Below are 26,989 nucleotides of genomic sequence, written 5' to 3' on the forward strand. Positions count from 1 at the left end.
TCGGGCTTTCCTCCGGGCGCTTCCCTTCGGTATTTCGTGTTTCCGACTCTATCAGATCTTTCCGGCTTCCCGGTCCGTTCCGATTTCCTCGGTGCTTTCCGGCCTTTCGGCCTTCCTGCGGTGTTGACTCTATCAGATCCTTTCGGGCCTGATTTCCAGTCAACCGCCACCCGGCGGAGCCGGATAGTTAATGCAGTGTCTTCGCGGCTGTTGGGCCGTTCCGACGTCCCAAACTTTAGCGGATTCTCCCGGCGATTCATAATCGCGCCCTTGGAATTGAATTCGGACACGCCGAAATCAGCCCCGCGGGGAGGTCGTGCTGGTGGTTGGGTGCCGCGTGAGCGGCGAGATTCGCTGTCGCAGAACCGTTACGGCCCCGCGACAACTCGAAGAACCTTACGGATCCGGCGAGGCGGTGTCAACCCCTGGATCCGTGAACAGTCAGGACGGTCAGTCGAGGTCGTTGAGGCGGCCGCCCGCGTCCGGCTGGGCGTGCTCCACCCGGCGCAGCAGGCGCGTGAGCACCTCTCCCAGGACGCCCCGCTCGACGGCGGTCAGGTCCTGGAGGAGGTCCTCCTCGAAGACCGTGGCGAGGCGCATCGCCTCCAGCCACTTCTCGCGGCCCTCGTCGGTGAGCTCGACGATCACTCGCACGCGGTTGGACTCGTCGCGCTCGCGGGTGACGAGGCCCTCGCTGACCATGCGGTCGATCCGGTGGGTCATCGCGGCGGGCGTGAGGCCGAGGCGCTTGGCGAGCTCGCCGGGGCCCATCCGATAGGGGGCGCCCGAGAGGACCAGGGCCTTGAGGACCTCCCACTCGGCGTTGCTGATGCCGAGCGTCGCCGTCTGGCGGCCGTAGGCGACGTTCATGCGGCGGTTGAGGCGCCCCAGGGCCGAGACGATCTTCTCGACCTGGGGGTCGAGGCCTCGGAACTCGCGCTGATACGCGGCGATCTGCTCTTCGAGTGTCGGCTCCGCGGGGCCGGGGTTGTCGCCCATGGCCGCAGTATGGCACGGCCGTGCTTGCCATCGAAGTCCTTCGATGTGTATTGTTTAGATCCTAACTTTAGCTTCGAAGTCTTCACTCCTAAGGTAGGTGAAAGTGACCATGGCGATGGGCGCCGCGATGCGCCGGATCCACGTGGGCAACGCACTCAGCGCGTTCGGCCTCGGCTTTACCGTCCCCTTCCTGTACGTATACGTGGCGCAGGTCCGGGACCTCGGCGCCGTGACGGCGGGCCTCGTGCTCGCCGCCTTCGCCGTGGCCGCGCTCATCGTGCTGCCCTTCTCGGGCCGGGCCATCGACCGGCGCGGGCCGCTTCCCGTGCTGATCGCGGCGCTGCTCGCCGCGGCCGTCGGCGCCATGAGCCTGGGGCTCGCCAGCAGCGCCCCGCTCGTGCTGCTCTCGGCGGGCGCGCTCGGCGCCGGACAGGCCGTGATGCAGCCCGCGCTCGCGACGATGATCGTCGAGTGCTCCACGCCGCAGACCCGCACGCGCGCCTTCGCCACGCAGTTCTTCCTGCAGAACCTGGGCCTCGGCGTCGGCGGGCTCATCGGCGGCCAGCTGGTGAAGCACGAGCGCCCCAGCGACTTCACGCTGCTCTTCGCCATCGAGACCGTGATCTTCCTGGTCCTCGTCGGCGTCATGCTCACCGCGCGCCTGCCCCGCTCCCCGGGTATGGGAGAGGCCGCGCCGCAGGCCCAGAGCAGCATGAAGGACGTCTTCCGCAACCGCGTGATGCTCCAGCTGTGCGTCCTCGGCTTCGTGCTGTTCTTCGCCTGCTACGGCCAGTTCGAGTCCGGCCTGTCCGCGTACGGCGTGGAGGCCGCGGGGATATCCCCCTCGACGCTCGGCATCGCGCTCGCCGCCAACACCGGCGCGATCGTCATCGCCCAGTTCGCCGTCCTGCGGTTCGTCGAGCGCCGCAAGCGCTCCCAGGTCATCGCCGCCGTCGGCCTCATATGGGCCGTCGCGTGGATCGCCGCGGGGTACGCGGGCCTCGGCCACGGCAGCCAGGCCATGGCCACCGCCGCCTTCATCTCGACGTACGCGCTGTTCGGCATCGGCGAGACCATGCTCGCGCCGACCGTGGCCCCGCTGGTCGCCGACCTGGCGCCGGAGTCCATGGTCGGGCGGTACAACTCGGCGTTCGCGCTCGTCAAGCAGCTGGCCCTCGCGGTCGGCCCCGCCGTGGGCGGCCCCATGGGCGCCACCCTGCACGCTCCGTACATCGTGACGTTCCTGCTGTTCTCGCTCGGCATCACGGTGCTCGGGCTGCGGCTCGGCAAGCGCCTCACCCCGGCGCAGAACCACCCGTACCTCCAGAAGAGCCGGGTCGTGGCCCAGGGAACGACGCAGGAGCCCGCGACCGCGCACTCCTAGAAGGGCTACGCGCGCGGCAGGGCGAACTCGCACCACACGGCCTTGCCGCCGCCGGGTGTGCGGCGCGAGCCCCAGTTCGAGGCGATCGTGGCGACGATGGCGATGCCCCGGCCCGACTCGTCCGCGGGCTCGGCGCGGCGGCGCCGCGGCAGGTGGTCGTCGCCGTCGGTGACCTCGATGATCAGGCGGCGGTCGGTGCGGCGCAGACGCAGGCGCATCGGCGGGGTGCCGTGCTGGAGGGAGTTCGCGACGAGCTCGCTGGCGGCGAGGACGCCGAGGTCGAGCAGGTCCGGCGGGAACCGCCAGCTGGCGAGGACGCCGGTGGCGAAGGCCCGCGCGCGGGGAGCCGCCTCCACGCCGCCGAGGAGCTCCAGGGCGGCGTTGCGGAACAGCTCGGCGTCCACGCCGCTCCGCGCGGGCTGCTGCAGGACGAGGACCGCCACGTCGTCGTCGTGGTCGGCGGCCACCCCAAGCGCCCGGATGAGGCGGTCGCACATCACCTGGGGCGTGCCGGTGGCGCCCGCCAGGGCGCGCTCCAGGGCGGCCACGCCCTCGTCGATGTCCTCGCTACGCCGCTCCACCAGGCCGTCGGTGTAGAGCACGGCGGTGGAGCCGGGGCCCAGCGGCACCGATCCTGAGGCGTGCAGCCAGCCGCCCGTGCCGAGCGGCGGCCCGGTGGGCTCGTCCGCGCGGTGGATCGTGCCGTTCTCGTCGCGCACCAGGATCGGCAGATGGCCCGCGGAGGCGTACGACAGGCTGCCCTCGTTCGGGTCGTGGACCGCGTACGCGCACGTGGCGATCTGGTTGGCGTCGATCTCGGCGGCGAGGCCGTCCAGGAGCTGGAGGACCTCGTGCGGCGGCAGGTCGAGCCGGGCGTAGGCCCGCACGGCCGTGCGGAGCTGGCCCATGACGGCCGCCGCGCGCACGCCGCGGCCCATGACGTCGCCGATGACCAGGGCGGTGCGGCCGCCGCCGAGCGTGATCACGTCGTACCAGTCGCCGCCGACGGCGGTCTCGGTGCCGCCGGGCTGGTACGTGGCGGCGACGCGCAGGTCGTCGGGCTGCTCCAACTCCTGAGGAAGGAGTGAGCGTTGCAGCGTCACGGCGGTCTCGCGCTGGGTGCGCTCGCTGGCGCGCAGGCGCTCGGCCGCCTCGGCGTGGTCGGTGACGTCGGCGGCGAAGACGAGCACGCCGCCGCCCTGGGCGTCCGGGGTGGCGCCGCCGAGGGGCAGGCGCACGGGGGTGCAGGTGAACGTGTACGAACGGCCGCCGGGGACCTTGCGGGACTTGACCGTGCGCGGCTTGGAGCTGCGCAGGACCTGGTCCAGGAGCGGCAGCAGGCCCACCTCCTCCAGCTCGGGCAGCGCCTCGCGCGCGGGGGCGCCGGTGGGGCGGGGGCCGAACGCGGTCGCGTACGCGTCGTTGACGTACGCGATGCGGTGGTCGGGGCCGTGCACGAGGGCGACGAGGGCGGGGACCCGGTCGAGGACCTCGCGCGCGGGCAGTCCTTCGATACCGGCCGCGGGTGTGGTGGCGAGGCGCTCGGCACGGGCGGCGGGTACGGAACTCTCGCCTCGCTGTGCCTGTGCCGGGGAGGCGCCGGTCTCGGTGCGCGCCGCGGCGCGGCGCTGTGTTCCGGGGAGCCGGGCGCTCCAGCGCGTGAAGTTCACTGCGGTAGGCCTCGTGGTGTCGCTTCTGGATCGGGCGGGGGTGTGCGGCCGGGTGGGGCCGGTGGCGGAGCGGCGTGCGGCGCCGCCTCCCGGGAGGACACAGCATGGCGTGGAGCGGTCTGGCGTACTGGCGTACCCGCCCATGGTCACACGACCAGTCTGGCCGACCGGACTGACATCCGTCAGACGCCGGTCCTCCTCGGGGAGTTCCTGCCGGGGGGCATCAGGACTCCTTCGGGCGCTGTCCTCCGGCCGCGAGTTCGAACTCCGCGCGCGGGTGTTCCAGCGACCCCAGGGAGACGATCTCGCGTTTGAACAGGCCGGAGAGGATCCATTCGGCGAGCACGCGGGACTTGCGGTTGACGGTGGGCACCCGGCTGAGGTGGTAGACGCGGTGCATGAACCAGGCAGCGTAGCCCTTCAGCTTGCGTCCGTAGACGTGTGCGACGCCCTTGTGCAGTCCCAGGGACGCCACGGAGCCCACGTACTTGTGGCGGTACTCCTGGAGGGGCCGTTCGCGCACCGACGCGGCGATGTTGTCGCCGAGGAGCTTCGCCTGGCGGACCGCGTGCTGGGCGTTGGGCGCGCACTCGGTGCCCGGTTCGGCGGCGGTGACGTCGGGGACGGCGGCCGCGTCGCCCGCCGCCCACGCGTGGGGGGCGCCGTCGACGGTGAGCTGGGCGGTGCACTTCAGGCGGCCGCGTTCGGTCAGGGGCAGGTCGGTCGCGGCGAGCAGGGGGTTGGGCTTGACGCCCGCGGTCCACACGACGGTGCGGGTGGGGAAGCGGGCGCCGTCGCTGAGGACGGCCACGCGGTCCTCGCAGGAGTCGAGGCGGGTCTCCAGGCGCACGTCGATATTGCGTCGGCGCAGCTCGCGGACGGTGTACTTGCCCATCTCCGCGCCGACCTCGGGCAGGATGCGCCCGGAGGCCTCGACGAGGATCCACTTCATGTCCTCGGCCTTGACGTTGTGGTAGTAGCGCGCGGCGTAGCGGGCCATGTCCTCCAGTTCGCCGAGCGCCTCCACGCCCGCGTAGCCGCCGCCTACGAAGACGAAGGTGAGGGCGGCGTCGCGGACGGCGGGGTCGCGGGTGGAGGAGGCGATGTCCATCTGCTCGATGACGTGGTTGCGCAGGCCGATGGCCTCCTCGACGGTCTTGAAGCCGATGCCGTAGTCGGCGAGGCCGGGGACCGGCAGGGTGCGCGAGACGGAGCCGGGGGCGAGGACGAGTTCGTCGTAGGTGAGGGTGAGGCCGCCGGTGCCCTCCTCGGCGGTGGCGAGCGTGGCGAAGGCCGCGGTGCGCTTGGCGTGGTCGATCGTCTGGACCTCGCCGACGATGACGCGGCAGTGCTCGAGGACCCGGCGCAGCGGCACGACGACGTGGCGCGGGGAGATGGAGCCGGCCGCCGCTTCGGGCAGGAAGGGCTGGTACGTCATATACGGATCGGGTGAGATCACCACGATCTCCACGTCGCCCCGCTTGAGCTCCGGCTTCAGTTTCCGCTGGAGGCGCAGCGCGGTGTACATCCCGACGTAGCCACCGCCGACAACGAGAATGCGCACAGGTTCCGTCACCATCCCATGACGCACCCGCACTTCGCGTTTGTCCACAGGCTCGACGATTTGTATGACTGGAAGCGATGCGCGGCACTGAGCCGTCCACTTGCCTGACCGCATGGAATATCGCCAGGTCAGAAGGGGGTGGCAGGGGGGTGGTACGGGGTGCAATCGGGTGGGAACCGGTGCGTACTCCGATCGGGGGGCCGTCCGTGCGGAACCCACCCCTTCTGAATTGACCCTGGCTCAACTATGTTCGTGTGACGTCGGGGTGTCGGGGGATGCGCTCGTTGAGTCCGGTTTGCCGGGTTCGTACGGGGGCTGGCTCCTGACACACCGGTCATCAATGGCGGGGAGTCTCCGGGGGGAGACGTCATTACCGGGGGAACACATATGCACATTCAGGACTCTCACTGGTCTTCCGCGACAGCGCCGGCACCGACCGTCGCCTCGAGCGGAAACGGACGGGAAGTGGGGGACGGAGCACGGACGACACCGCTGCGCGTGGACGCGCAGCGCAATCTGGAGCACGTCCTGCGCGCGGCGCGCGAGGTCTTCGGCGAGCTGGGGTACGGCGCGCCGATGGAGGACGTGGCCCGACGGGCCCGGGTCGGCGTCGGCACGGTCTACCGCCGGTTCCCGAGCAAGGACGTACTGGTGCGACGGATAGCCGAGGAGGAGACCTCCCGGCTGACCGAGCAGGCACGCGCGGCGCTCGGCCAGGAGGACGAGCCGTGGTCGGCGCTCTCGCGCTTCCTGCGGACGTCCGTGGCCTCGGGCGCGGGGCGGCTGCTGCCGCCGCAGGTGCTGCGCGTGAGCGTGGACGACGGGCCCGAGGGGCCGCTGGCGGGCGAGGTCCGGGTGCCGCAGCAGCGGCAGGTGCCCCCGGCGCTCTCGCCCGAGCTGCGCCTTGTCGAGCAGCGCTCGGCTCCGGCACAGGAGAGCGACGACGCGGGGGCGGCGGCGCTGCTCGACGTCGTCGGGCGCCTGGTGGACCGGGCCCGGGCGGCGGGAGAGCTGCGCGCGGACGTGACGGTGTCGGACGTCCTGCTCGTGATCGCCACGGCGGCGCCCGCGCTGCCGGACGCGGCACAGCAGGCGGCGGCCTCGTCCCGCCTTCTGGACATCCTCCTGGAGGGTCTCCGTTCGCGGCCCGCGTGAGGCCGGTCCCGCTCACGGGCGGGGCGGACCGCCGCCGGGGCACCGACGGGCCCCGGCGGAGCACCGCGGGAAGATCATCGGATCGGAATGCTCAACTCCCGTCACTAGCCCGGGAGTTGAGTATTCCCCGAATGAGTGAACGATAGCGCCCGGTTCCGTTAACTCGCCCCGGACGGGTGGTTGCTCGTCGTCCCTATTCGACCTGGCGCGGCCATGTGGCACTCTTTCCCGGTGTCCGGGTCTGATTAGTGCGTGCGGGGGCTTTCCGCGATGAGTGTTGACGGGCGGGACGAACCCACCTCCACCGGTGGCGAGCCTGGCGGGCGGCCCTCCCGGCAGGTGCCGAACCAGGGCGGTGCCGCTGGCGCCGGTGCCGGTGCCGGATCAGGCGTGCCCGGCCCCGACCCGAACAGCCCCGACCCGAGCGTCCCGCCGCAGCGCGGGGGCGGCTCGGCCGGATCGCCAGGGCCGCAGGCCCCGCCTCCGGGCGCGGAGGCGCCAACGCCCGACGCCGACCTGATCTCGCGGATGCGCGCGGGCGACGACTCCGCCTACGAGGAGCTGTACCGCAGGCACGCCGAAGCCGTCCGCCGCTACGCCCGCACCTGCTGCCGGGACGCGCACACCGCCGACGACCTCACGGCCGAGGTGTTCGCGCGGATGCTGGGGGCGGTGCGGTCCGGATCGGGCCCCGAGCACGCGGTGCGCGCCTATCTGCTGACCACGGTGCGGCGCGTCGCCGCCGGGTGGACGAAGTCGGCCAAGCGCGAGCAGCTCGTCGACGACTTCGCGGTGTTCGCCGCGCAGGCCGCCCGGGGCACCGCGGGCACCGGCGGCGCCGACGACGAGACGCTGGACCTGGGCGCCGACGTCCGCGCCATGCACGAGGCCGAGCAGTCCCTCGCCATGCAGGCCTTCCGCAGCCTCCCCGAGCGCTGGCAGGCCGTCCTGTGGCACACGGAGGTCGAGGACGAGTCGCCGAGCGAGGTCGCCACCCTCTTCGGCCTGGACGCCAACGGCACCCGCGTGCTCGCCAGCCGCGCCCGCGAGGGCCTCAAGCAGGCCTACCTCCAGGCCCATGTGAGCGCCACGCTCACCGAGAGCGAGGAGTGCGCGCGCTACGCCGACCGGCTCGGCGCGTACGCCCGCGGCGGCCTGCGCACCCGCGCCGAGCGGGGCCTGCGCAAGCACCTGGAGGAGTGCGCCAACTGCCGGCTCGCCGCGGGCCAGATCAAGGAAGTCGCCAGCGGCATCCCCGGCGTCGTGCCGGTCGCCGTCATCGGCTGGTTCGGTGCCGCCGGGTACGGCAAGGTGGCCGCGCTCATCGGCGGCGGCGCGGCGGGCGCGGGCGCGGCGGGTGCCGCCGGGGCCGCGGCGGGCAGCGGCTCGGGCTCCGCCGGGGCCGGTGGCGCGGCCGCCGCCGAGGGGCTCGGCACTCCGGCGAAGGTCGGGATCGTGGCGGGCGCCGTCGTCGTGGCCGGGACGGCCCTCGCGCTCGCGCTCGCGGGGGGCGACGACAAGAAGGACGAGCCGCCGCGGGCGAAGCCGACCGCCTCCGCCGTGCCGCCCGTGATCCCCCGCAACCCGCCGCCCTCCAAGTCCCTGCCGCAGCCGCAGCCGCCCGCCCCCGAGCCGCGGCCCGTGGTGCCCCCGGCCAAGGCGAAGCCCACGCCGCCGAAGCCCTCCCCCAAGCCGACCCCCAAGCCCAAGCCGAAGCCGAAGCCCCCGCCGCCGAAGCCCAAGCCGAAGCCGCCCGCGCCGCCGAAGCCGAGCCCGACACCGCCCCGGCCCACTCCGCCGCCGCCCCCGCCACCACCGCCGCCGCCCGCGCCGGTCGAGTACCAGTGGAACGAGCTGGAGTACAACCTCACCGGCGACGGCACCAAGCCCGAGATGCGGCTCGGCGAGAGCAGCTGGGTGTGGCAGCGCTGGGGCATGTCCATCGGAGACCGGCGCTACGGCCACGGCGTGACCGTGCACGGCAAGTCCTCGGTCACCATCGACCTGAACCGAAAGTGCACCTCCTACGAGGCCCTCGTCGGCGTCGACGACATGACGATGCGCCTCGGCAAGGTGCGGTTCTCCGTGTACGCCGACGGGGTGCGCCTGTGGCGCTCGCCCGTCGTCAAGGGCGGCGACGCGGCGATTCCGGTACGGGTCGGCCTGACCGGACGCAAGACGATCCGCCTGGTCGTGGAGCCGCACACGGACTTCGACTCGGTGGCCCTCGCGGACTGGGCGCAGTCCCGGCTTCGCTGCACCTGAGACGGCGCCCGGAACGGGGACCTGAAGCGGCGCCCGGAACCGGGCCGTCAGGAGGGCGAGGCCGCCGCCAGCTCAGCGACGACGTCGTCCTCGCTGAGCGCGTCGGCCGCGGCGCACACCTCGTCGTACGCCCGCGGGCCGAGCGCGGCGCGCGCGGCGGACGCCACCAGAGCGGCTTCGGCGTCCTCCGGCGCGGACCGTCGCAGAGCGCCGCGCCAGCTCGTGCCGACGGCGAGCAGCCGGGCCGCGCGGGCGTGGTCGCCGAGCTTCCCGAAGAGGGCCGCGCCGGAGTCGGCCAGGCTCGCCGTGACGGCGTCGGAGCAGCGGTCGCGCAGCGCCCTGCGCAGCACGTCCACGAGGACGGCGAGCCCGGCGGCCGGGCCGGACTCGACGGCGGTGATCCGCGCCTCCAGGCTGCCGAGGCCCGCCGCGAACTGCGGCGGCATCGTGCCCCTGCGGGCGTCCTCGCGGGCCCCGTCGCACAGGGCGCGGGCCCGGGCCAGGTCGCCTTCGTCGAGCGCGATGACGGCGCCCAGGAGGCACACGAAGGCGCGCGAGTCCGCCACCCCGTACCGCTGGGACGCGGTGTCCGCCTCCGCCAGGGCCTTGACCGCGAGCTCGTGGTCGCCCTCGCGGTAGGCGATCTCGGCGAGGCGGGCCAGCAGGAAGGGCGTCTCGGCGTGCGCGCCCACCTCGTACGCCAGGCGCAGCGCCTCGTCGTACTGCGCGCGTGCCTCGGTGTGGCGGCTGCGGACCATGTCCGCCTCGCCGGAGGCGCTGCACACCTGCGCGCGCAGCCACCGGTCGCCGACGCGGCGGCTGAGCTCGCGCAGCTCGGCCAGGTTCTCGTCGACGCCCATGAGGTTGCCGGGCCGGTCGATGACGGTGTGCACGCGGAACATCAGCGTGACCGCGACCTCCCAGTCGCCGCCGAAGCGGCGGCAGCTGGCGACGGCCTGGTCCAGGTGCGCGAGGACGTCCTGGGACTGGTCGAGGTAGTACAGCGTGAACGGCCACACCAGGCCGGGGAAGACGCCGCTGGCGGGCACCGGACGGGCGAAGACCTCCCGCACGCGCAGGATGTACTCCCGGTCGCGGCCCTCGCCGAGGACGTCCGAGGGGCGTCCCTCCACCGTCAGGAACAGGTGCAGCATGCGCAGGGACATGCGCGGCCAGTACAGCGGGTGGCCGTCGTCGGCGAGCACCGCGTCGAGCCCGGCGGCGCCCGGCGCGAACGGCGAGGCGGCGGCCAGCGGGGCGGGCTCGGGCGGCCGCCCCGGTGGTGTGGCCGCCGTCAGGACGCGGGCGACCCAGTCCGCTCCCTCCACGCGGTAGTTGCGCAGCCACCAGAACCAGCCCATGCCGAGCGCGAGCGCGGTGGCCCCCCGCTCGTCGCCGGAGTCCATGAAGCGGTGCAGGGCGGCACGGATGTTGTCGAGCTCGGTCTCCAGGCGGCCGATCCACGGCAGTTGCGCCGCCGAGCGCAGCAGCGGCTCGGCGCGCTCCACCAGGTCCCCGAAGTACGCCCCGTGGCGGGCGGCGGCGGCCGCGCGCGGCCCCGGGGTCTCGGCGGCGCGCTCGGTGGCGTACTCGTGGATGGTCTCCAGGAGGCGGTAGCGCATGCCGCCGGCCGCGGCGGCGGTGCACGGTGTCGCGACGACCAGGGACTTGTCGAGGAGGGCGCCGACGAGATCGGCTGCGGGTCCGGTGCACACGGCCTCGGCGGCCTCCAGGTCCCAGCCGCCCGCGAAGACGGACACCTCGCGCAGGACCGTGCGCTCGGCCTCGTCAAGGAGGTCCCAGGACCAGTCGACGACCGCGCGCAGCGTCTGCTGGCGGGGCAGGACCGTGCGCGAGCCCCGGTTCAGGAGCCGGAAGCGGTCGTCGAGGCGGTCGGCGATCTGCCGGGGCGTGAGCAGCCGCAGGCGGGCCGCGGCCAGCTCGATGGCCAGGGGCAGGCCGTCGAGGCGGCGGCAGATCTCGTCGACGGCCGCGGTGTCCGCCGACGCGTCGAAGCCGGGGCGCACGGCGGTGGCGCGCTCGGCGAACAGGCGGTGCGCCGGGTGCGGCGGCAGCGGCTCGACCGGGCGCACGGACTCGCCGGGGACCCCCAGGGGCTCACGGCTTGTCGCGAGGATCGTGAGCGCCGGGCAGCGGGTGAGGAGGGTCTCCGCGAGTTCGGCGGCGGCGCCGATGACGTGCTCGCAGTTGTCGAGGATCAGGAGCAGCTCGCGGGCGGCGCAGTGCTCGACGAGCAGGGCGACGGGGTCGTCCTGCGGGGCCGTCAGCTCGCTCGTCATCAGGACGGTCTCGCGCAGGCCGAGCGCGCTGACGACGGCGCCGGGGACCGCCTCGGGCCGCTCCAGCGGGGCGAGTTCGGCCAGCCACGCCGCGGGGTGTCCGGCGGCGGCCTCCTCGGCGAGCCGGGTCTTGCCGGAGCCGCCGGGTCCGGTGAGCGTGACGAGGCGGGCGCCGCGCAGGTCCGTGCGGATGGCGGCGAGTTCGGGTTCCCGCCCGACGAACGACGTGAGGCGGGGGCGGATGTTGCCCTTCGGGGCGCTGTCCTTCGGGGTGCTGTCCTTCGGGGTGCCCGGGGGGCCTGCCGCTTCGGGCGGCTCCAGCAACTGGGCGTGCAAGGCCCGCAGTTCGGGGCCCGGGTCGGTGCCGAGGCCGTCGGCGAGGGTGCGGCGCGCGCTCTCGTACGCGGCGAGGGCGTCCGCGCCGCGGCCCGCGTCGCGCAGGGCGCGGATGAGCAGGGCGCGCAGCGCCTCGTCGTACGGCTGGGCGGTGGTGAGCTCCCGCAACTCCGGTACGACGTCCGGGGCGTGGCCGAGCCGCAGGTCCGCCTCGATCCGCGACCGTACGGCCTCCGCGCGCCGGGCCTCGGGGCGGGTGGCCGCCGTGCGGTCGGGCAGGTCGGCGAGGGCCGGGCCGCGCCACAGGGCAAGCGCCTCGCGCAGAGTGCGGGCGGCCGCCGCCGGGTCGCCGCCGTCCAGGGCGGCGGTGCCCTCGCGGGCCAGGCGCTCGAAGCGGTGCAGGTCGATGTCATCGGGGGCGGCGGTGAGGCGGTAGCCGCCGGGCTCCGAGGCGATGGCGTCCTTGCCCAGGGCCCGGCGCAGGCGGCCCACGAGGGCCTGGAGGGCGGCCTGGGCGGCGGCGGGCGGGGCGTCCGACCAGACGGCGTCGATGAGGGTGTCCACGGAGGCGGTACGGGTGGGGTGCAGGGCCAGGGCCGCGAGCAGCGCGCGCAGGCGGGGGCCGCCCACGGGGATGGGGGCCCCTTGCTCGTCGTACGCCTCCGTGGCGCCCAGAACTCGATACCGCACGCAGCCATTCTGACCCTTCGCCGGGGGACGCCCCGCCCCGCGGCTGCCCGGCCACCCTCTTCTCCCACCCACCCGCCCCCATCGGCGCTCCGCACCTCGTCCTCAAACGCCGGACGGGCTGAATCTCCGCGCTCCGCGCTTGTCCTCAATCGCCGGACGGGCTCAATCCCCGCGCTCCGCGCTCGTCCTCAATCGCCGGACGGGCTTGATCGGTCCCGCTGCGCGCTCGTACTCAGGCGTCGGGCCGGACTCGTCGATCGCGCTGCGCGCTCGTCCTCAAACGCCGGACAGGCTGAAACCTGCCGGTTGCGGCGACAGTCTTAGCCCGTCCGGCGTTTGAGGACGAGGCGCGGAGCGCCGATAGAGGGTGCCGATGACGGGGGGGGCGAGGTGTCAGTGCGGGAGGGAGTGCGGGGTGCGCCCCGCACCCAGGGGGGCCTGCTGGGGGAGCACCGTGCCGGTAGGCACCGCGCGCTGCCGCGCCGGCGTGCCCGTCCAGCACGTCCCGCGCCGGGACAGCAGCCGCCGCAGCCACACCTCCGTGGCGACGAGGTCGGCGAGCCCGTCGAGCGGCACCTGCTCCCCCTCGGCGGCCGCGCGCAGCGCCTTGCGGACGACCCGGGCCTCCACGAGGCCCGCCTCGGCCAGGAGCGGCGCGTCGAAGAGGGCGATCAGGCCGTCCACGGCCACGCGCAGGCCGGTGCGGGCGGCCGCCGCGTTCGAGGCGTGGGACGGCGCGCCCCAGCCGGGCGGGAGTTCGGTGACTCCGGCGCCCTCCAGGACCGTACGGAGGATCTCGGCCCGCGCCCCGGGACGGACCCGCAGGGACTCCGGGAGCGCCCGGCAGGCGCGCACGACCTGGTTGTCCAGGAACGGCGCGTGCAGCCGCTGCGAGCGCACCTCGGCGGCCTGTTCCAGCAGGCGCAGGTCCGCCGCGTGCCGGAACAGCGCGGCCCGCGCGCGGAACTCACCGGGCCGCTGTCCGGGGCCCGGTCCTGGGCGCGTCACCGTCTCCTGGAGACGAACCGATACTTCTGCGAGGGCCTCGCCGGTGAGCCAGCGCGCGGCGGGCCCCGGTCTGGCCCAGGCGAGGGCGGCGAGCGAGGCGCCCACGGCCCCGCCGGGCTCGTCGAAGCTGCGGTGCAGCAGCCGCTCGGCGAGCGTCTCGACGCCCGCGCGGTGCGGGGTGCGGGCCAGGCGCCGCGCGGCGCCGTACACGCGCGCGGGGACCAGGACCGAGCCCTCGGCCTTGGCGAGGGCGGTGACCGGGCGCACCAGGTGCCTGCGCTTGCGGTCCATGAGGAGGTCGGCGAGGCGGGCGGGGTGCGCGTCGAGCACCTGCCGCGCGCCGTAGCCGGTGAAGTGGTCGGCGCTGCCCGAGGCGAGCCGGATCCGGTGGCGCTGGGCGGCGACGAGCACGCCGCTGGGCTCGTCGGTGAGCGGGCTGTCCAGATCGGCGTACGGCAGGCTCTCCTCGTCCCCGGCGACGACGACGTGGTGCAGCCGGGGGTTGGCGGCGATGGTGCCCGCGCGCTGGAGCTCGGCCTCGCGGCCGCCCGTGGCCAGGTCGTTGAAGGTGACGGCGAGGAGCCGCTCGCCCGCGCCGGTGCCGTGGCCGAGGACCGTGCCCGGCATCCCGGGAAGGCCCGCCGCGAGCAGCGCGAGGGTGCCGGAGGCGGGGCCGCCGGAGAGGTCGGCGCCGATGCCGGGCACCGGCATGCCGCGGGCCGCGCGCCGCTCGGCGGGCCCCATGCCGGGGACGGGCCCGGGGTCGATGTCCGGCACGTGCCGCGGTGCCCGCAGCCGGGCGCGGACGGCTTCGACGAGGGCGTCGCGGACGCCGTCCACGGCGCTGGCCTCGTCGGTCGGGGGTGCCGCGACGGCGAGGGACGCGACGGGTTCGTACCCGGCGATCTCCCGCGCGCCCGCGCGGAGGATCAGGGCATGCCCCGGGGGCACGCGCCGCACGCCCTGGTACGGCGTCGAGTCGTGCAGCGCCTCCGGGACGTCCGGGGCGGCGAGCAGCGCCGCGAGGTGGCCGATGTCCAGGTGGGCCTCGATGAGGTCGGCCAGCGGCAGGGCGGCGGTGGCGTAGGCGGTGCCGCCGGCCCAGGGGGTGTAGAACACCGGCCGGGCGCCCGCCAGATCACCGGCGATCATCACGCGGCGGCCGACGCGGACGACCGCGGTGTAGCTCCCGGGCCAGGCGGTGAGGTGGCGCAGCGCGCCGCCGCGGGCGGCGAACAGGCTGACCCTGAGCTCCTCGTCGCTGGCGCCGCAGGTGCCGAGCACGGCGATGGAGGTCTCGTCGTCGGCCTTGACGGTGCGGACCTCGTCGGGGCGCCAGTCGCCGACCGCCCACAGGGGGTCGGGGTCGCCCCACAGGAGCTGGGAGCCCACGGGGTGGACGGTCTCGCCGTCGTCGCCGGTGGCGCCCGCCGCACCGACGGCGGCCGAGGGCCTCGTGGTGGTACTGCTCCACCCCACCAACCACCGCATCGCCGCCTCCACGGGCTGTGGACAACCAGTGCACCCATTCAAACCTGGGGACTGGGGTCCCATGCTGCCACGAAGGAGGCGCGCGAGAGGGCCTACGACGGCGCCCGTACCGGCGCGAACACGCCCCGCGTGATCGGTGGTTGAGTCGGCAACGACGTCAACAAGCGGACGTGGGAAGGCCGGAGCCCGCGCAGGCGGCATCGATTTTCGGCCAATTCGGCCATGGCCGAACACGCCCCCGGGGGCGTGTCGCCCTACGCACAGCCCGGGAGGCGGTGTGCGCCTCCCGGACCGGTCCGCCGCCCGCGGGGATGGAGGCGGCGGTGTCCCCCAGCCCGCTGACTCCAGCGCAGCGGGCCGACCCACGCGTCATCCATGGAAGCGCTCCCCCCATGACCAAAGAAGAGCGCACGCACAGGCGCACGGCCACACACCCGGAGCACGATCCGACGGTGCCGCACTCCCGTACGGACAACAATCTCGCCATACGGAACTGTGCCTCTTAACGCTTGGGATTCATCGAACTACGCTGGGTGTGCTGATGTTTTCGCGGAGGCATATACCTGGGGGCTCGGCCACACGCTCTTGCGGCCGGGGATCGGGAGAGCGGCGCACGACACGCCGTACGCACCGAGGACCCCCGGTCGCCGCCCCCGGGGGAACGCAAGCCGAATGCCGCGCGGTCTCGCCACTGCCCGGCAGCCGTCTGTGTCGAGGGGTGGCGCAATGTCCAGGGAGCAACGCGGGCCGAACGAAAAGCTCGGCACCGTTCTCGCCCTCGCGGGAATCAGCAACGCGGGACTCGCGCGCAGGGTCAACGACCTAGGTGCCCAACGCGGCTTGACGCTGCGGTACGACAAGACCTCGGTGGCCCGGTGGGTGTCCAAGGGCATGGTGCCGCAGGGCGCCGCGCCGCACCTCATCGCGGCCGCCATCGGCCAGAAGCTGGGCCGCCCCGTCCCCCTGCACGAGATCGGCCTCGCCGACGCGGACCCGGCGCCCGAGGTGGGCCTCGCCTTCCCGCGCGACGTGGGCGCGGCGGTGAAGTCCGCCACCGAGCTGTACCGCCTGGACCTCGCGGGCCGCCGCGCGGGCGGCGGCATCTGGCAGTCCCTCGCGGGCTCCTTCGCCGTCAGCGCCTACGCCACGCCCGCGTCCCGCTGGCTCATAACCCCGGCCGACAGCTCGGTCGCGCGCGACGCGGGCCGCGAGGGGCCGCGCGACGCGGGCAAGGCGGACGACGGCGGCGCGCCGATGAAGGTCGGCCACAGCGACGTGGTGAAACTCCGCGAGGCCGCGGAGGACGCGAGGCGGTGGGACTCCAAGTACGGCGGCGGGGACTGGCGCTCGTCGATGGTCCCCGAGTGCCTGCGCGTCGAGGCGGCGCCGCTGCTCCTCGGCTCGTACTCGGACGAGGTGGGCCGCGCCCTGTTCGGCGCGACCGCCGAACTGACCCGGCTCGCCGGGTGGATGGCCTTCGACACCGGCCAGCAGGAGGCCGCCCAGCGGTACTACATCCAGGCGCTGCGCCTGGCCCGCGCCGCCGCCGACGTCCCCCTCGGGGGGTACGTCCTCGCGTCGATGTCCCTCCAGGCCACCTACCGCGGCTTCGGCGACGAGGGCGTGGACCTCGCGCAGGCCGCCCTGGAGCGCAACCGCGGCCTCGCCACCGCCCGCACCATGAGCTTCTTCCGCCTCGTCGAGGCACGCGCGCACGCGCGCGCCCATGACGCGCAGGCCGCGGGCACCGCGCTGCGGGCCGCCGAGGGCTGGCTGGAGCGCTCCCGCGAAGGCGACCACGACCCCTCCTGGCTCGGCTTCTACGGCTACGACCGCTTCGCCGCGGACGCCGCCGAGTGCTACCGCGACCTGAAGGCGCCCCGCCAGGTGCGCCGCTTCACCGAGCAGGCCCTGTCCCGGCCCACCGAGGAATTCGTCCGCTCGCACGGTCTGCGGCTCGTCGTGTCCGCCGTCGCCGAGCTGGAGTCCGGGAACCTGGACGCGGCCTGCGAGCAGGGCGTGCGGGCCGTGGAGGTCGCCGGACGCATCTCCTCCGCGCGCACCACCGAGTACGTGAAGGACCTGCTGCACCGCCTGGAGCCCTACGGGGACGAGCCACGGGTGGTGGAGCTGCGGGAAAGGGCGCGGCCGCTGCTGGTCGCACCGGCGTGAGTCTCGCGTCTCGAAGGGCCCCCACCACGTTTAACGGCGTTGTCAGTGGTGCAGGGCACTATCGGGGTGGGAGGTGAAGGCGATGGGTCGGGGTGCTGTGACGTACGACTGTGACGTCCTCGTGATCGGTGGCGGGATCGTCGGTCTTTCGGTGGCCTATGCCGTGACGCGTGCCGCGCCGGGCACGCGGGTGACGGTCCTGGAGAAGGAGAGCGGCCCCGCACGGCACCAGACGGGCCGCAACAGCGGCGTGATCCACAGCGGGATCTACTACCGCCCCGGCTCCCTGAAGGCCCGCTTCGCCGTGCGCGGGGCCGCCGAGATGGTCAAGTTCTGCGCCGAGTACGGCATCGCGCACGAGGTCACCGGCAAGCTGATCGTCGCCACCGACAGCGCCGAGCTGCCCCGCCTGCACGCCCTCGTCCAGCGCGGCCGGGAGAACGGCATCCCGGTGCGCGAGCTCGGCCCGGCCCAGATCGCCGAGCACGAGCCCGAGGTGCGCGGCCTCGCCGCCATCCACGTCGGCACCACCGGGATCTGTGACTACGGCGCCGTCGCCGCGCAGTTCGCCCACGCCTCCGGCGCCGACGTGCGGTACGACGCGGAGGTGGTCCGCGTCGACCGGCGACCCGGCCTCGGCGTCGCCGTGCGCACCGCGCGCGGGGACGTGGTGCGGGCCCGGGTCCTGGTGAACTGCGCCGGGCTCCACTGCGACCGGATCGCCCGCCTGACCGGTGACGACCCCGGCATGCGGATCGTGCCCTTCCGGGGGGAGTACTTCCACCTCGCCCGCCCCGATCTGGTGCGCGGCCTCGTCTATCCCGTGCCGGACCCCGCCTTCCCCTTCCTCGGCGTGCACCTGACACGCGGCGTGGACGGCGGCGTCCACGTCGGCCCGAACGCGGTGCCCGCGCTGGCCCGCGAGGGGTACGGCTGGGGGGTCGTGCGCCCCCGCGAGCTCGCCGGGACGCTCGCCTGGCCCGGCTCCTGGCACATCGCCCGCAGACACTGGCGGTACGGGGCAGGTGAGATGCGCCGCTCCCTCTCCAAGGAGGCCTTCACCCGGGCGGTGCAGCGGCTGCTGCCCGCCGTGCGCTCCGAGGACCTGGTGCCCGCGGCGGCCGGGGTCCGGGCCCAGGCCGTGCTCCGCGACGGCACGCTCGTGGACGACTTCCTCATCCGCGAGGGCGCACGCACCGTGCACGTACTGAACGCCCCGTCCCCCGCGGCCACCGCGTCCCTCCCGATCGGCCGGGAGGTGGCCCGCCGGGTCCTGGCTTCGCTGTGACACCGGGCGTTCCAGCCCGTCCGGCGTTTGAGGACGAGGCGCGGAGCACCAATGGCTTTGAGCGGGGGGACGGGGGCGGCAGCCCCCGGATCGGGAAGGGGCGGGTTTGGGGACCCCCGGTAGGGCCCGGCGCCATAAAATGGGGGCACTGTGTCTGAGAACCCGCCCCCGAAGGGCACCCCCCGCTTTCCCGAAGGCCCCGCCCCCGACCCCACGGGCAACCGCTTCGAGCGCCGCATCCGCAGCTTCACCCCGCGCCGCAGCCGCGTCACCACCGCCCAGGGCGACGCCCTGGTGCGCCTGTGGCCCAAGTGGGGCTTCGACATCGACGGCGCAAAGGTCCTCGACCTCGCGGAGCTGTTCGGCAACGACCGCCCCGTCGTCCTGGAGATCGGCTTCGGCATGGGCGAGGCCACCGCGCGGATGGCGGCCGCCGACCCGGCCACGAACATCCTCGCCGTGGACGTGCACACCCCAGGACAGGGCAACCTGCTCAACCTCGCGGACCAGAACGGCCTGACCAACATCCGGGTCGCCAACGGCGACGCCGTGATCCTGCTCCGGGAGATGCTCGCCCCGGAGTGCCTGGACGGCACCCGGGTGTACTTCCCCGACCCCTGGCCGAAGGCCCGCCACAACAAGCGGCGCCTGATCCAGGCGGACTTCCTCACGCTGCTCGCGCCCCGCCTCAGGCCCGGCGCGCTGCTGCACTGCGCCACGGACTGGGAGCCGTACGCCGAGCACATGCTCGAGGTGCTCACCGCGCACCCCGACTTCGAGAACAGCCAGCCGGACGGCGGATACGCGCCGCGTCCGGAGTTCCGGCCGCTCACCCGCTTCGAGGGCCAGGGCCTGCGCAAGGGGCACGTCGTGAACGACCTCCTCTTCCACCGCGCCGCCACGCTCGGCGGGGCCTGAGGCACCGTCGCGGCCCGCCCCCACCCTCGTTAGGGTCAAACCGTGGCCACCCGTCCCGCACGCCCGAGCCACCCGACGCCGCCCGGCGGGCCCGCCGGGTGCGCAGGGGCACCCGGGCCCCGGCGGCCGCCCCTGTGGCAGCGCGGGGCCATCCGGGCGACCGGCCTGGTCACGCTGCTCGCGCTGTCCGGACTCGTGATCCTCGCGCTGGTCCGCGAGCAGACGGGCACCGAGGGCTTCCTGGTCGGCCTCGGCCTCGCCACGCTTCCGGTGCCGCTGCTCGTCGCCGCGTTCCGCTGGCTGGACCGGGTGGCGCCAGGGCCCTGGCGGAACCTGCTGTTCGCCTTCTCCTGGGGGGCCTGCGCGGCCGCGCTCATCGCGATCGTGGCGAACAGCTTCGCGACCCGCTGGATAGCGACCGCGACCGCCGACCCGACCAGCGCGGACACCCTCGGCGCGACCGTCATAGCGCCGGTCGTCGAGGAGACCGCGAAGGCGGCGGCCGTGCTCCTGGTGTTCCTGTTCCGCAGGGGCGACTTCACCGGGGTCGTCGACGGGTTCGTGATAGCGGGCGTCACCGCCACCGGCTTCGCCTTCACCGAGAACATCCTCTACCTCGGCAACGCCTTCGGCACCGACCAGCTCAGCGGCGAGAGCGGCCTCGCCTCGGTGACCGCCGCGACCTTCTTCGTGCGCGTGGTCATGTCACCGTTCGCGCATCCGCTGTTCACCGCGCTCACCGGCATCGGCTTCGGCATCGCCGCCACCGCCGCCGAGCACCGCACGGTCCGCAGGGCCCTGCTGCCCTGCGCCGGTCTCGTCCTGGCGATGGGCCTGCACGCCTTCTGGAACGGCTCCGCGGGCTTCGGCGAGTACGGCTTCTTCGTCGTCTACGCCACCTTCATGCTCCCGCTGTTCGGGCTGCTCACCTGGCTCGCCGTCTGGCTGCGCCAGCGCGAGCTCCGCCTGGCGCGCGAGGAGCTGCCCGTGTACGCGGCGGCGGGCTGGTTCGCCGCGCCCGAGCCGTACGCCCTCGGCTCGATGGACGCCCGCACCCTCGCCCGCGACTACGCGGTGTTCCACCTGGGCAAGCCCGCGGGCCGCACCGTCGTGGAGTACGAGACGTACGCGACGGCCCTCGCGCTCCTTCGCCACCGGGCCCGCGGCGGCCGCGGCGGCGCCGACTTCGCCGCCCGCGAGCGGGAGCTCCTGCAGGCGCTGTGGGAGCGCCGCCCCGTGGCCGGGCCCGCCCTCGGCTACGCGGCACGGGCGACGTCAGCGACACCGGGACCGGTGTCGCTGCCGCACGCCGCGTACGGGCCCGCCCTCGCCTACGGCCCGGCGCTGCCCCCGTACAACCCCTACCGCACCTGACGTCAGGCCGCGGCCGCCGTCAGCGCCGCGAGCTCCGCCGCCGTCAGCTCCAGGTCGCCCACCGCGAGGAGCGCGGGCAGCTGCTCCACCGTGCGCGCCGACGCCAGCGGGGCCGCCACGGTCGGCTGGGCGGCGAGCCAGGCGAGGGCGACGGTCGCGACCTCGGCGTCGTGGGCCGCGGCCACCTCGTCGAGGGCGGCCAGGACCCGGGGTCCGCGCTCCGTGTCCAGGTGGGCGCCCGCGTTCGCGGCGCGGGCGCTGTCGACGTCGGCGCCGGGGCGGTACTTGCCGGTGAGGAAGCCGGAGGCGAGCGCGTAGTACGGGATCGCGGCGAGGCCGGAGCGCGAGGCGATCTCCTGCAGGGGGCCCTCGTAGGTGTCGCGCGAGACGAGGTTGTAGTGCGGCTGGAGCGCCACGTACCGCACCAGGCCCTCGCGGTCGGAGAGGTCGAGGGACTCCTGTAGGCGCTCGGGGCTGATGTTCGAGGCGGCGATCGCGCGGACCTTCCCGGAGCGCACCAGCTCGTCGAGGGCGGTGATGATCTCCTCGACCGGCACGGAGGGGTCGTCGTAGTGCGTGTAGTACAGGTCGATGTAGTCGGTGCCGAGCCGCCGCAGGGACTCCTCGGCCGCGGCCTTGATGGTGTGCGCCGACAGGCCCTTGTAGTCGGGGTGGGCGCCGACCTTGGTGGCGATGACGACGTCGGAGCGGTTGCGGCGGGCGCCGAGCCACTGGCCGAGCACGGCCTCGGACTCGCCGCCCTTGTTGCCGGGTGCCCAGGCCGAGTACACGTCGGCGGTGTCTATGAAGTTGCCGCCCGCGGCGGTGTAGGCGTCCAGGACGGCGAAGGACTGCTCCTGGTCAGCGGTCCAGCCGAAGACGTTGCCGCCGAGGGCGAGGGGGAAGACTTCGAGGTCGGAGGGTCCCAGAGGGCGAAGAGTGGTCATACGGGCACCAACGCCCCTGTGAACGGGGGAATTCCGCCGCGCCGGGGCGGGAGTGACCGACGGCCCTGGCGTCGGGGGGTCGTCGCCAGGGCCGCCGGAGTCAGGAGGGCCCCTCGGGAAGTCGCCTCGGGGGGCGGGGTGTTACGGGGTGAGCCCCTTGGAGCGCAGCCACGCCAGCGGGTCGATGGTGCCGCCGCCGGGCGCCTGGACCTCCAGGTGCAGGTGCACGCCCGTGACGTTGCCGGTGGCGCCCATGCGGCCGATGACCTGGCCGGTGCTGACCTGCTGGCCCACGCTGACGCCGAGCGAGGACTGGTGGCAGTACCAGATCTCGGTGCCGTCCTTCAGCTCAAGGACGGTGCGGTAGCCGTACGAGGGCACCCACCCCGCTTCCTTGATGGTGCCGGTGCCCACGGCCTTGAGCGGCGCGCCCGCGGAGCCCGCGAAGTCGAGGCCGGTGTGCCGGCCGGAGGACCACATGGAGCCGGAGTCGCCGAAGTGCGAGGTGAGGGTGTACGAGGAGACGGGGAGCGTGAAGCTCTTGGCGAGCTTGGCGAGGCGCTCGGCCTCGCGCTTCTTGCGGGCCGCCGCCTCCTTCTCGCGCTTCTCCTCGGCGGCCTTGGCCTTGGCGGCCGCCCGCGCCTTGCCCTGCTGGGCCTCGGCCCGCTCGGTGGCGGCCTTCAGGGCGGCGTCCTGCGCCTCCTGGCGCTGCGTGTCGTCGGCCTGGTGCCGCTGGTTCTCGGCCTGCTGGAGGATGCGGGCGCGCAGGGCCTGGCCGGCGTCGGTGGTGCCCTGCCTGGCGTCGGCGGTGGTGACGCCCGCGGAGCTCAGGGGCGCGGCGTCGGCGGGCGTCGCGGCGGCTTCGGGCTCGTCGTCCGCGGTCAGGGAACCGATGCCGGGCAGCGACACGTCCGGCATGGAGAGGGAGACGGGCGGCTTGCCGCCCTGCGCGCTGGCCATGCCGCCCGCGCCGACGGCGGCGATGACGCCTACGCCGAGGACGGTGGAGCTGCGGGCGAGGCCGCCGCCGCCCTTCTTGTGGATCCGGTGCTTGCCGCGCACGGGGCGGACGGTCTCCGCCGTGGGGTTCCACTCGCCCCAGGTCTCCTGGGAGTCCTGGGTGGCATACCCGGCGTAGACGGCGTACTCCGTGGGGTCGTCGCCTCCCGCGGTGCCGACGGCGGACTCACCGGCGGGGCCGGTGGATCCGGCAGGTCCTGTGGGTATGAACAGCGCTTCTGGGGCAGGCCGGTTGGACGCCACTGGGGCGCGCTCCTTTCCTTCCTTCTCGCCTACCGGGTTAGCTGACGGGTTCGGAGCAGGAAGGTCTCCTACGACCGCTCCTCACGTACGAGACCGCGTACGCGAAAGACGGCCGATTCACCCCAATTTTGGTGGTTCCCCGGCTCCCTCGCGGGATTAGGCACATGCGCACGGAGCCGTCGTGAGTGACGGCTGGGACGACCGCGCTGCGTTATCGAACGTTAATAGACAGCCGGTCGGTATTCCAAGCTGTTCCCGCTGATCGTTAACGCTTACGCGATAAACACAACGGGACAAGAGCGAGCGGAACAGGGCGAGTTGAGCGGTCGCCATGACACAGCGCAGCGAGGCGGATCTTGACATCTCGCTGACAAGTGGTCAGCCGGGCTGCGGAGGGGCGCCATTCAGTCACGCGGTGTGAGGGGACGGCGTACGGCGAGGAGCGCCATGTCGTCGCTCGCGCCGCCCCCGGTGTGCTCGACGACCTCCGCCACCAGGGTGGAAAGGAGCGCGTCGGGAGCGTCCGCGCCGGAGAAGATCCGGCCGCCGAGCCGGGCCGCGGGGTCGTAGAACACCCCGTCGGCGTCCCGGGACTCGCTCAGCCCGTCGGTGTAGAGCAGCAGCGTCGACCCGGGCGGGAAGTCGGTCTCGTCCGCGCGGTCGGGCCAGGTGCCGAGCTCGCCCATGCCGAGCGGCAGCGCGGGCTCGGCGGGCGAGAGCACGCAAAGACGGCCGTCGGCCCGCAGCACGAGCGGCTCGGGGTGGCCCCGGTTGACGAGCCGGACGATGCCCTCGCCACGGGGGATCTCCGCGAGGACGGCGGTGGTGAACCCCTCGAACGCGTCGAGCCCGTCGCGCCGCGTGCCCTCGCGCGCCAGGGCACGCTCCAGGCGCTGCGCCACCGCCTCCAGGGTGGTCTCCTGCTCGGCGGCCTCGCGGAAGGCGCCGATGACCACCGCGACGGCGGCCACCGCGCCCATGCCCTTGCCCCGCACGTCACCGACGACGAGCCGCACCCCGTGCGGGGTGTCCTGCACCGCGTACAGGTCGCCGCCGATGAACGCGTCGGCCTGCGCGGCCTCGTAGCGGGCGGCCACGTCGAGCCCGCCGATGCGCGGGTCCGGCAGCGGAAGCACCGCCCGCTGGGCGGCCACGGCGATGGAGCGCGCCGAGGCGAGGCGGGCGTCGCCCCGGCGCACCACGCGGTTGATGACGACGGCGAGGGCGCCCACGGTCAGCATGGTGACGAACGAGGTGACGACCTCCACGTCCACGCCCGCGTGGGTCTTGAGGCGCAGCGCGAGCACGGCGGCACAGGACACGGCGGCCGTCGCCACGGTGGTGGACAGGGAGAAGAACGGGGCCGCGATCAGGGGCGCGGCCGCGAACAGCGGGGACGCGGTGAACTCGGGCGGCGTGAGCGCGTCGAAGACGACCCCGGCCACGATGAGGAGCGGAGGCAGGGCCCGGGTGAGCGCCCGCTCCCGGGGCAGGGCCCGGTCGGGCTCCCGCTCCCGGGGCAGGCTCCGCCCCTCACCGCCCATGGCGCGCCCCCGGCCCGCAGGCCCAGGGCTGGAGCCCCCCGCCACGGAAAGCAACCACCGTTCCACTCCCACCGCAGACACGCCGCATCGGCCCAAGGCTTCCCGCCCCGGGGCCCCGGAGCGACCCGGCGTGCTCCGAGTGGGTTACCCGCGGTGAGGTGTGGAGGCAGTCACCACCGGGACGGGGGGCTCACACGGCGTCCCGCAGGGGCGCGGGCGCCCCCGTCGCGAGCCGTCCCGCGCGGGCGAGCGCCCGCAGGGCCAGGGCGCACCCCGCCCCCACGGCGGCGAGCGCCAGCCAGGGCACGGCGGACACCCCTCGGCGTTCGCTCAGGTCGAGCAGCGCGCCCATGCCGAGGTTCCCCACGGTGATGCCGATGCCGCACACGGTGTTGTAGAGCCCGTAGTGGGTGGCCACCCAGCGGTCCCCGGACAGCGAGACGACGGTGTCCATCTCGAAGGGGTAGAGCACGGCGTTGGCCGCGGCGAGCGCCGCCGCGCACAGCAGCAGCGCCGTGACGCCCGCGTACCCGGGCCCGCCGAGCGCGGGCGGCAGGAACGCCGCGCCCATCAGGGCGAGCCCGGCGACCAGGCACTGCTCGCGCGTCCAGGTGCGGCGGCACCAGTCGGTGATCCGCAGCTGCCCGACGAGCGCGACGAGCCCGGACACCACGAACAGCGCGCTGGTCGCCGCCGTCTGCGCAGTGCCCTCGCCGAGCAGCCGCTCCACTTCGAGCGGCAGGGCGAGATAGACCTGGAAGGACAGGACGTACGAGCCGGTCATGGCCAGCGAGAACAGCCAGAAGGGCCGGTTGCCGAACACGATCCGCCACTGCCCGGGGCCTGTGCCCGCCGCGTCCGCCTTGGCCCGCCGCACCGGGAGGCGCGCGATCTGCACCACCGAGAGCAGCGCGAACAGGGCGGCGGCGACCGCGCAGGTGAGCCGGAAGTCCACCCCGGTCAGGGCGAGTCCGACGAGCGGGCCGAGCAGGATGCCGGTCTGGTAGAAGACGTTGAACAGCGCGAACGCCTCGACGCGCCGCTCCGGACCGCCCGCCTCCGCGGCGACGTACGCGCGCACCGCCGGGTTGAACAGCGCCCCCGCGAGCCCCGTCGCCGCCGACGCGGCGATGAGCACCGGCAGCGTCTGCGCGAAGGCGAGGGCCCCGAAGCCCGCCGTGCGCAGGGCGCACCCGGCCACGATCATCGGCTTGTACCCGAGCCGGTCGGCGAGCGCGCCGCCGACCAGGAACATGCCCTGCTGGGAGAGATTGCGCACGCCGAGGACGAGCCCGACGGCCCAGGCGGCGAGGCCGAGCCGCCCGGACAGATGGGCGGCGAGGTACGGCATCAGCATGTAGAAGCCGAGGTTGATGGTGAGCTGGTTGACGAACAGAAGCTGCACCGCGGGGTCGAAGCGCCGCGCCCGGCGCCAGACTCCGGTCACGGGGCCACCGCCCCCTCGCCCACGGGCGCCGCGGGACCGCCCACCGGCGCGGCGCCGAGGACCGGCTCGACGGCGCGCACCGGCGGCCCGGCCCACCGGTGCGCCCGCGCCTGCCGGTTCACCCGCCAGCGGCTCCACCCGGTCACCCCGTCCCCGGGCCCGGGGACCTCGCGCGGCTCGTCGGGGACGGCGCCGGGGGAGCCGATGAGGCCGTGGGCGCGGCAGTACTCGTCGTTGAAGACGGTGTCGAAGTAGCGCTGCGGCCCGTCGGGGAAGACCGCCGCGATCCGCGCCCCGCGCGGCCTGGTGCGGGCCAGCCAGGCGGCGACGAGGGCGACCGCGCCGACGCTCCAGCCGCCGGTGGCGAACTGCCGCTCGGCGAGCCGTCGCGCGCTGCGCACCGCCTCGGCGGGCCCCACCCAGTGGACCTCGTCGAAGGCGTCGTGGTCGACGTTGCGGGGGTGGATGGAGGAGCCGAGTCCGCGCATCAGACGGGGCCCCGCGGCGAGCCCGAAGATGGTCGAGGCGACGCTGTCCACGCCGACGAGTTCGAGGCCGGGCACCGGCCCCGAGCGCAGCTCCCTGGCGATCCCCGCGGAGTGCCCGCCGGTGCCGACGGCGCAGACGAGGACGTCGAAGTGGCCGAGCTGGCGCACGAGTTCGGCGGCGAGCTCACGGTAGGCGTCCGGGTTGTCCGGGTTGTGGTACTGGTTCGGGCACCAGGCCCCGGCCATGCCGTCGGCGGCCATCAGCTCGGTGACCCGGTCGACGCGGGCCTGCTGCCAGCCGCCGACGGCGCCCGGCTCGCGCACCACGTGGACGCGGGCGCCGTGGGCGATGAGCATCCGCTCGACGATGGGTTCGAGGCCGGGGTCGGTGACGATGTGCACGGGGTGGCCGTAGTGGACGCCGGCGAGCGCGAGCCCGAGCCCGAGCGTCCCCGACGTGGACTCGACGATGGGTGCGCCGGGCCGCAACTCACCCCGTGCACGGGCGCGTTCGACCAGGTGGAGGGCGGCGCGGTCCTTGATGCCGCCGAAGTTGAAGCCTTCGAGCTTGGCCCAGTAGCCGCGGCCGCCCTCCAGGGAGGGCTCGTCGATCCAGAGCACGGGCGTGTTGCCCACGGCGGTCGCCGCGGGCCGCAAGTTTCCGATCATGGGTGAGCGGTCCTTCG

General features: G+C 74.3%; 17 protein-coding genes and 1 riboswitch. Of the genes, 7 read left to right on the plus strand and 10 right to left on the minus strand.

The window, feature by feature from the left end; genetic code table 11:
* Positions 1–450: 450 nt before the first annotated feature.
* Positions 451–999 carry a MarR family winged helix-turn-helix transcriptional regulator gene (locus AC07A4_RS25190; protein WP_478602471.1) on the minus strand — a complete coding sequence of 183 codons (549 nt, stop codon included), beginning with the start codon at positions 997–999 and terminating at the stop codon, positions 451–453.
* A gap of 115 nt (positions 1,000–1,114) precedes the next feature.
* Here AC07A4_RS25190 and AC07A4_RS25195 point away from each other — a divergent pair, with 115 nt between their 5' ends.
* On the plus strand, positions 1,115–2,383 hold the full coding sequence (locus AC07A4_RS25195; protein ID WP_478603147.1) for an MFS transporter: 1,269 nt from the start codon (positions 1,115–1,117) through the stop codon (positions 2,381–2,383).
* Between the two features lie 5 nt (positions 2,384–2,388).
* Here the strand turns inward: AC07A4_RS25195 and AC07A4_RS25200 are convergent, their stop codons facing one another.
* Positions 2,389–4,053, minus strand: coding sequence for an ATP-binding SpoIIE family protein phosphatase (locus tag AC07A4_RS25200; RefSeq protein WP_478602473.1), 1,665 nt, complete (start codon positions 4,051–4,053; stop codon positions 2,389–2,391).
* A gap of 223 nt (positions 4,054–4,276) precedes the next feature.
* On the minus strand, positions 4,277–5,632 hold the full coding sequence (locus AC07A4_RS25205) for an NAD(P)/FAD-dependent oxidoreductase (protein ID WP_478602475.1): 1,356 nt from the start codon (positions 5,630–5,632) through the stop codon (positions 4,277–4,279).
* A gap of 372 nt (positions 5,633–6,004) precedes the next feature.
* Between AC07A4_RS25205 and AC07A4_RS25210 the strand changes: the two genes are divergently transcribed.
* Together AC07A4_RS25210 and AC07A4_RS25215 are read left to right on the plus strand one after the other, a co-directional pair.
* Positions 6,005–6,772 (plus strand): TetR/AcrR family transcriptional regulator, encoded by a 768-nt coding sequence (locus AC07A4_RS25210; protein ID WP_478602477.1) that lies wholly within the window; start codon positions 6,005–6,007, stop codon positions 6,770–6,772.
* Between the two features lie 270 nt (positions 6,773–7,042).
* Positions 7,043–9,037: a sigma-70 family RNA polymerase sigma factor gene (locus AC07A4_RS25215; protein ID WP_478602479.1), complete on the plus strand. Its 1,995-nt coding sequence runs from the start codon at positions 7,043–7,045 to the stop codon at positions 9,035–9,037.
* Between the two features lie 47 nt (positions 9,038–9,084).
* Here the strand turns inward: AC07A4_RS25215 and AC07A4_RS25220 are convergent, their stop codons facing one another.
* Positions 9,085–12,363, minus strand: a complete 3,279-nt coding sequence (locus AC07A4_RS25220; protein ID WP_478602481.1) for an ATP-binding protein — start codon at positions 12,361–12,363, stop codon at positions 9,085–9,087.
* Between the two features lie 393 nt (positions 12,364–12,756).
* On the minus strand, positions 12,757–14,862 hold the full coding sequence (locus AC07A4_RS25225; RefSeq protein ID WP_478602483.1) for an asparagine synthase-related protein: 2,106 nt from the start codon (positions 14,860–14,862) through the stop codon (positions 12,757–12,759).
* A gap of 726 nt (positions 14,863–15,588) precedes the next feature.
* Between AC07A4_RS25225 and AC07A4_RS25230 the strand changes: the two genes are divergently transcribed.
* The 4 genes from AC07A4_RS25230 (at position 15,589) to AC07A4_RS25245 (ending at position 20,614) form a co-directional block, all read left to right on the plus strand.
* Entirely contained in the window at positions 15,589–17,034 is a 1,446-nt protein-coding gene (locus tag AC07A4_RS25230) for an MFS transporter (RefSeq protein WP_478602485.1), read from the plus strand.
* Positions 17,035–17,116: 82 nt separating this feature from the next.
* Complete coding sequence (lhgO, locus tag AC07A4_RS25235) at positions 17,117–18,322, plus strand: L-2-hydroxyglutarate oxidase (protein ID WP_478602487.1); 1,206 nt, start codon at positions 17,117–17,119, stop codon at positions 18,320–18,322.
* A 150-nt stretch (positions 18,323–18,472) separates the two neighbouring features.
* Positions 18,473–19,240, plus strand: coding sequence for a tRNA (guanosine(46)-N7)-methyltransferase TrmB (gene trmB, locus AC07A4_RS25240; RefSeq protein ID WP_478602489.1), 768 nt, complete (start codon positions 18,473–18,475; stop codon positions 19,238–19,240).
* A gap of 42 nt (positions 19,241–19,282) precedes the next feature.
* On the plus strand, positions 19,283–20,614 hold the full coding sequence (locus tag AC07A4_RS25245; RefSeq protein WP_478602491.1) for a PrsW family intramembrane metalloprotease: 1,332 nt from the start codon (positions 19,283–19,285) through the stop codon (positions 20,612–20,614).
* Positions 20,615–20,616: 2 nt separating this feature from the next.
* Here AC07A4_RS25245 and AC07A4_RS25250 read toward each other — a convergent pair whose 3' ends face one another.
* From AC07A4_RS25250 to AC07A4_RS25270, 5 genes are all read right to left on the minus strand, one after another.
* A complete protein-coding gene (locus AC07A4_RS25250; RefSeq protein ID WP_478602493.1) occupies positions 20,617–21,561 on the minus strand; it encodes an aldo/keto reductase in 945 nt (314 codons plus the stop codon).
* A 141-nt stretch (positions 21,562–21,702) separates the two neighbouring features.
* On the minus strand, positions 21,703–22,824 hold the full coding sequence (locus AC07A4_RS25255; protein WP_478602495.1) for a M23 family metallopeptidase: 1,122 nt from the start codon (positions 22,822–22,824) through the stop codon (positions 21,703–21,705).
* 11 nt (positions 22,825–22,835) lie between these two features.
* A riboswitch (cyclic di-AMP (ydaO/yuaA leader) is annotated at positions 22,836–22,997 on the minus strand.
* 231 nt (positions 22,998–23,228) lie between these two features.
* Complete coding sequence (locus AC07A4_RS25260) at positions 23,229–24,368, minus strand: PP2C family protein-serine/threonine phosphatase (RefSeq protein ID WP_478602497.1); 1,140 nt, start codon at positions 24,366–24,368, stop codon at positions 23,229–23,231.
* 190 nt (positions 24,369–24,558) lie between these two features.
* Complete coding sequence (locus AC07A4_RS25265) at positions 24,559–25,815, minus strand: MFS transporter (RefSeq protein ID WP_478602499.1); 1,257 nt, start codon at positions 25,813–25,815, stop codon at positions 24,559–24,561.
* Positions 25,812–26,972 (minus strand): PLP-dependent cysteine synthase family protein, encoded by a 1,161-nt coding sequence (locus AC07A4_RS25270; RefSeq protein WP_478602501.1) that lies wholly within the window; start codon positions 26,970–26,972, stop codon positions 25,812–25,814. The genes AC07A4_RS25265 and AC07A4_RS25270 overlap by 4 nt, the downstream gene beginning before the upstream one ends.
* Positions 26,973–26,989 lie beyond the last annotated feature (17 nt).

The organism is Streptomyces sp. NPDC043996 (assembly GCF_056435225.1).

Coding starts and splice junctions, on each gene's coding strand:
- AC07A4_RS25190 (WP_478602471.1), bottom strand. CDS start 999: ATGGGCGACAACCCCGGCCCCGCGGAGCCGACACTCGAAGAGCAGATC.
- AC07A4_RS25195 (WP_478603147.1), top strand. CDS start 1,115: ATGGGCGCCGCGATGCGCCGGATCCACGTGGGCAACGCACTCAGCGCG.
- AC07A4_RS25205 (WP_478602475.1), bottom strand. CDS start 5,632: ATGGTGACGGAACCTGTGCGCATTCTCGTTGTCGGCGGTGGCTACGTC.
- AC07A4_RS25210 (WP_478602477.1), top strand. CDS start 6,005: ATGCACATTCAGGACTCTCACTGGTCTTCCGCGACAGCGCCGGCACCG.
- AC07A4_RS25215 (WP_478602479.1), top strand. CDS start 7,043: ATGAGTGTTGACGGGCGGGACGAACCCACCTCCACCGGTGGCGAGCCT.
- AC07A4_RS25225 (WP_478602483.1), bottom strand. CDS start 14,862: ATGCGGTGGTTGGTGGGGTGGAGCAGTACCACCACGAGGCCCTCGGCC.
- AC07A4_RS25230 (WP_478602485.1), top strand. CDS start 15,589: ATGTCCAGGGAGCAACGCGGGCCGAACGAAAAGCTCGGCACCGTTCTC.
- lhgO (WP_478602487.1), top strand. CDS start 17,117: ATGGGTCGGGGTGCTGTGACGTACGACTGTGACGTCCTCGTGATCGGT.
- AC07A4_RS25250 (WP_478602493.1), bottom strand. CDS start 21,561: ATGACCACTCTTCGCCCTCTGGGACCCTCCGACCTCGAAGTCTTCCCC.
- AC07A4_RS25260 (WP_478602497.1), bottom strand. CDS start 24,368: ATGGGCGGTGAGGGGCGGAGCCTGCCCCGGGAGCGGGAGCCCGACCGG.
- AC07A4_RS25270 (WP_478602501.1), bottom strand. CDS start 26,972: ATGATCGGAAACTTGCGGCCCGCGGCGACCGCCGTGGGCAACACGCCC.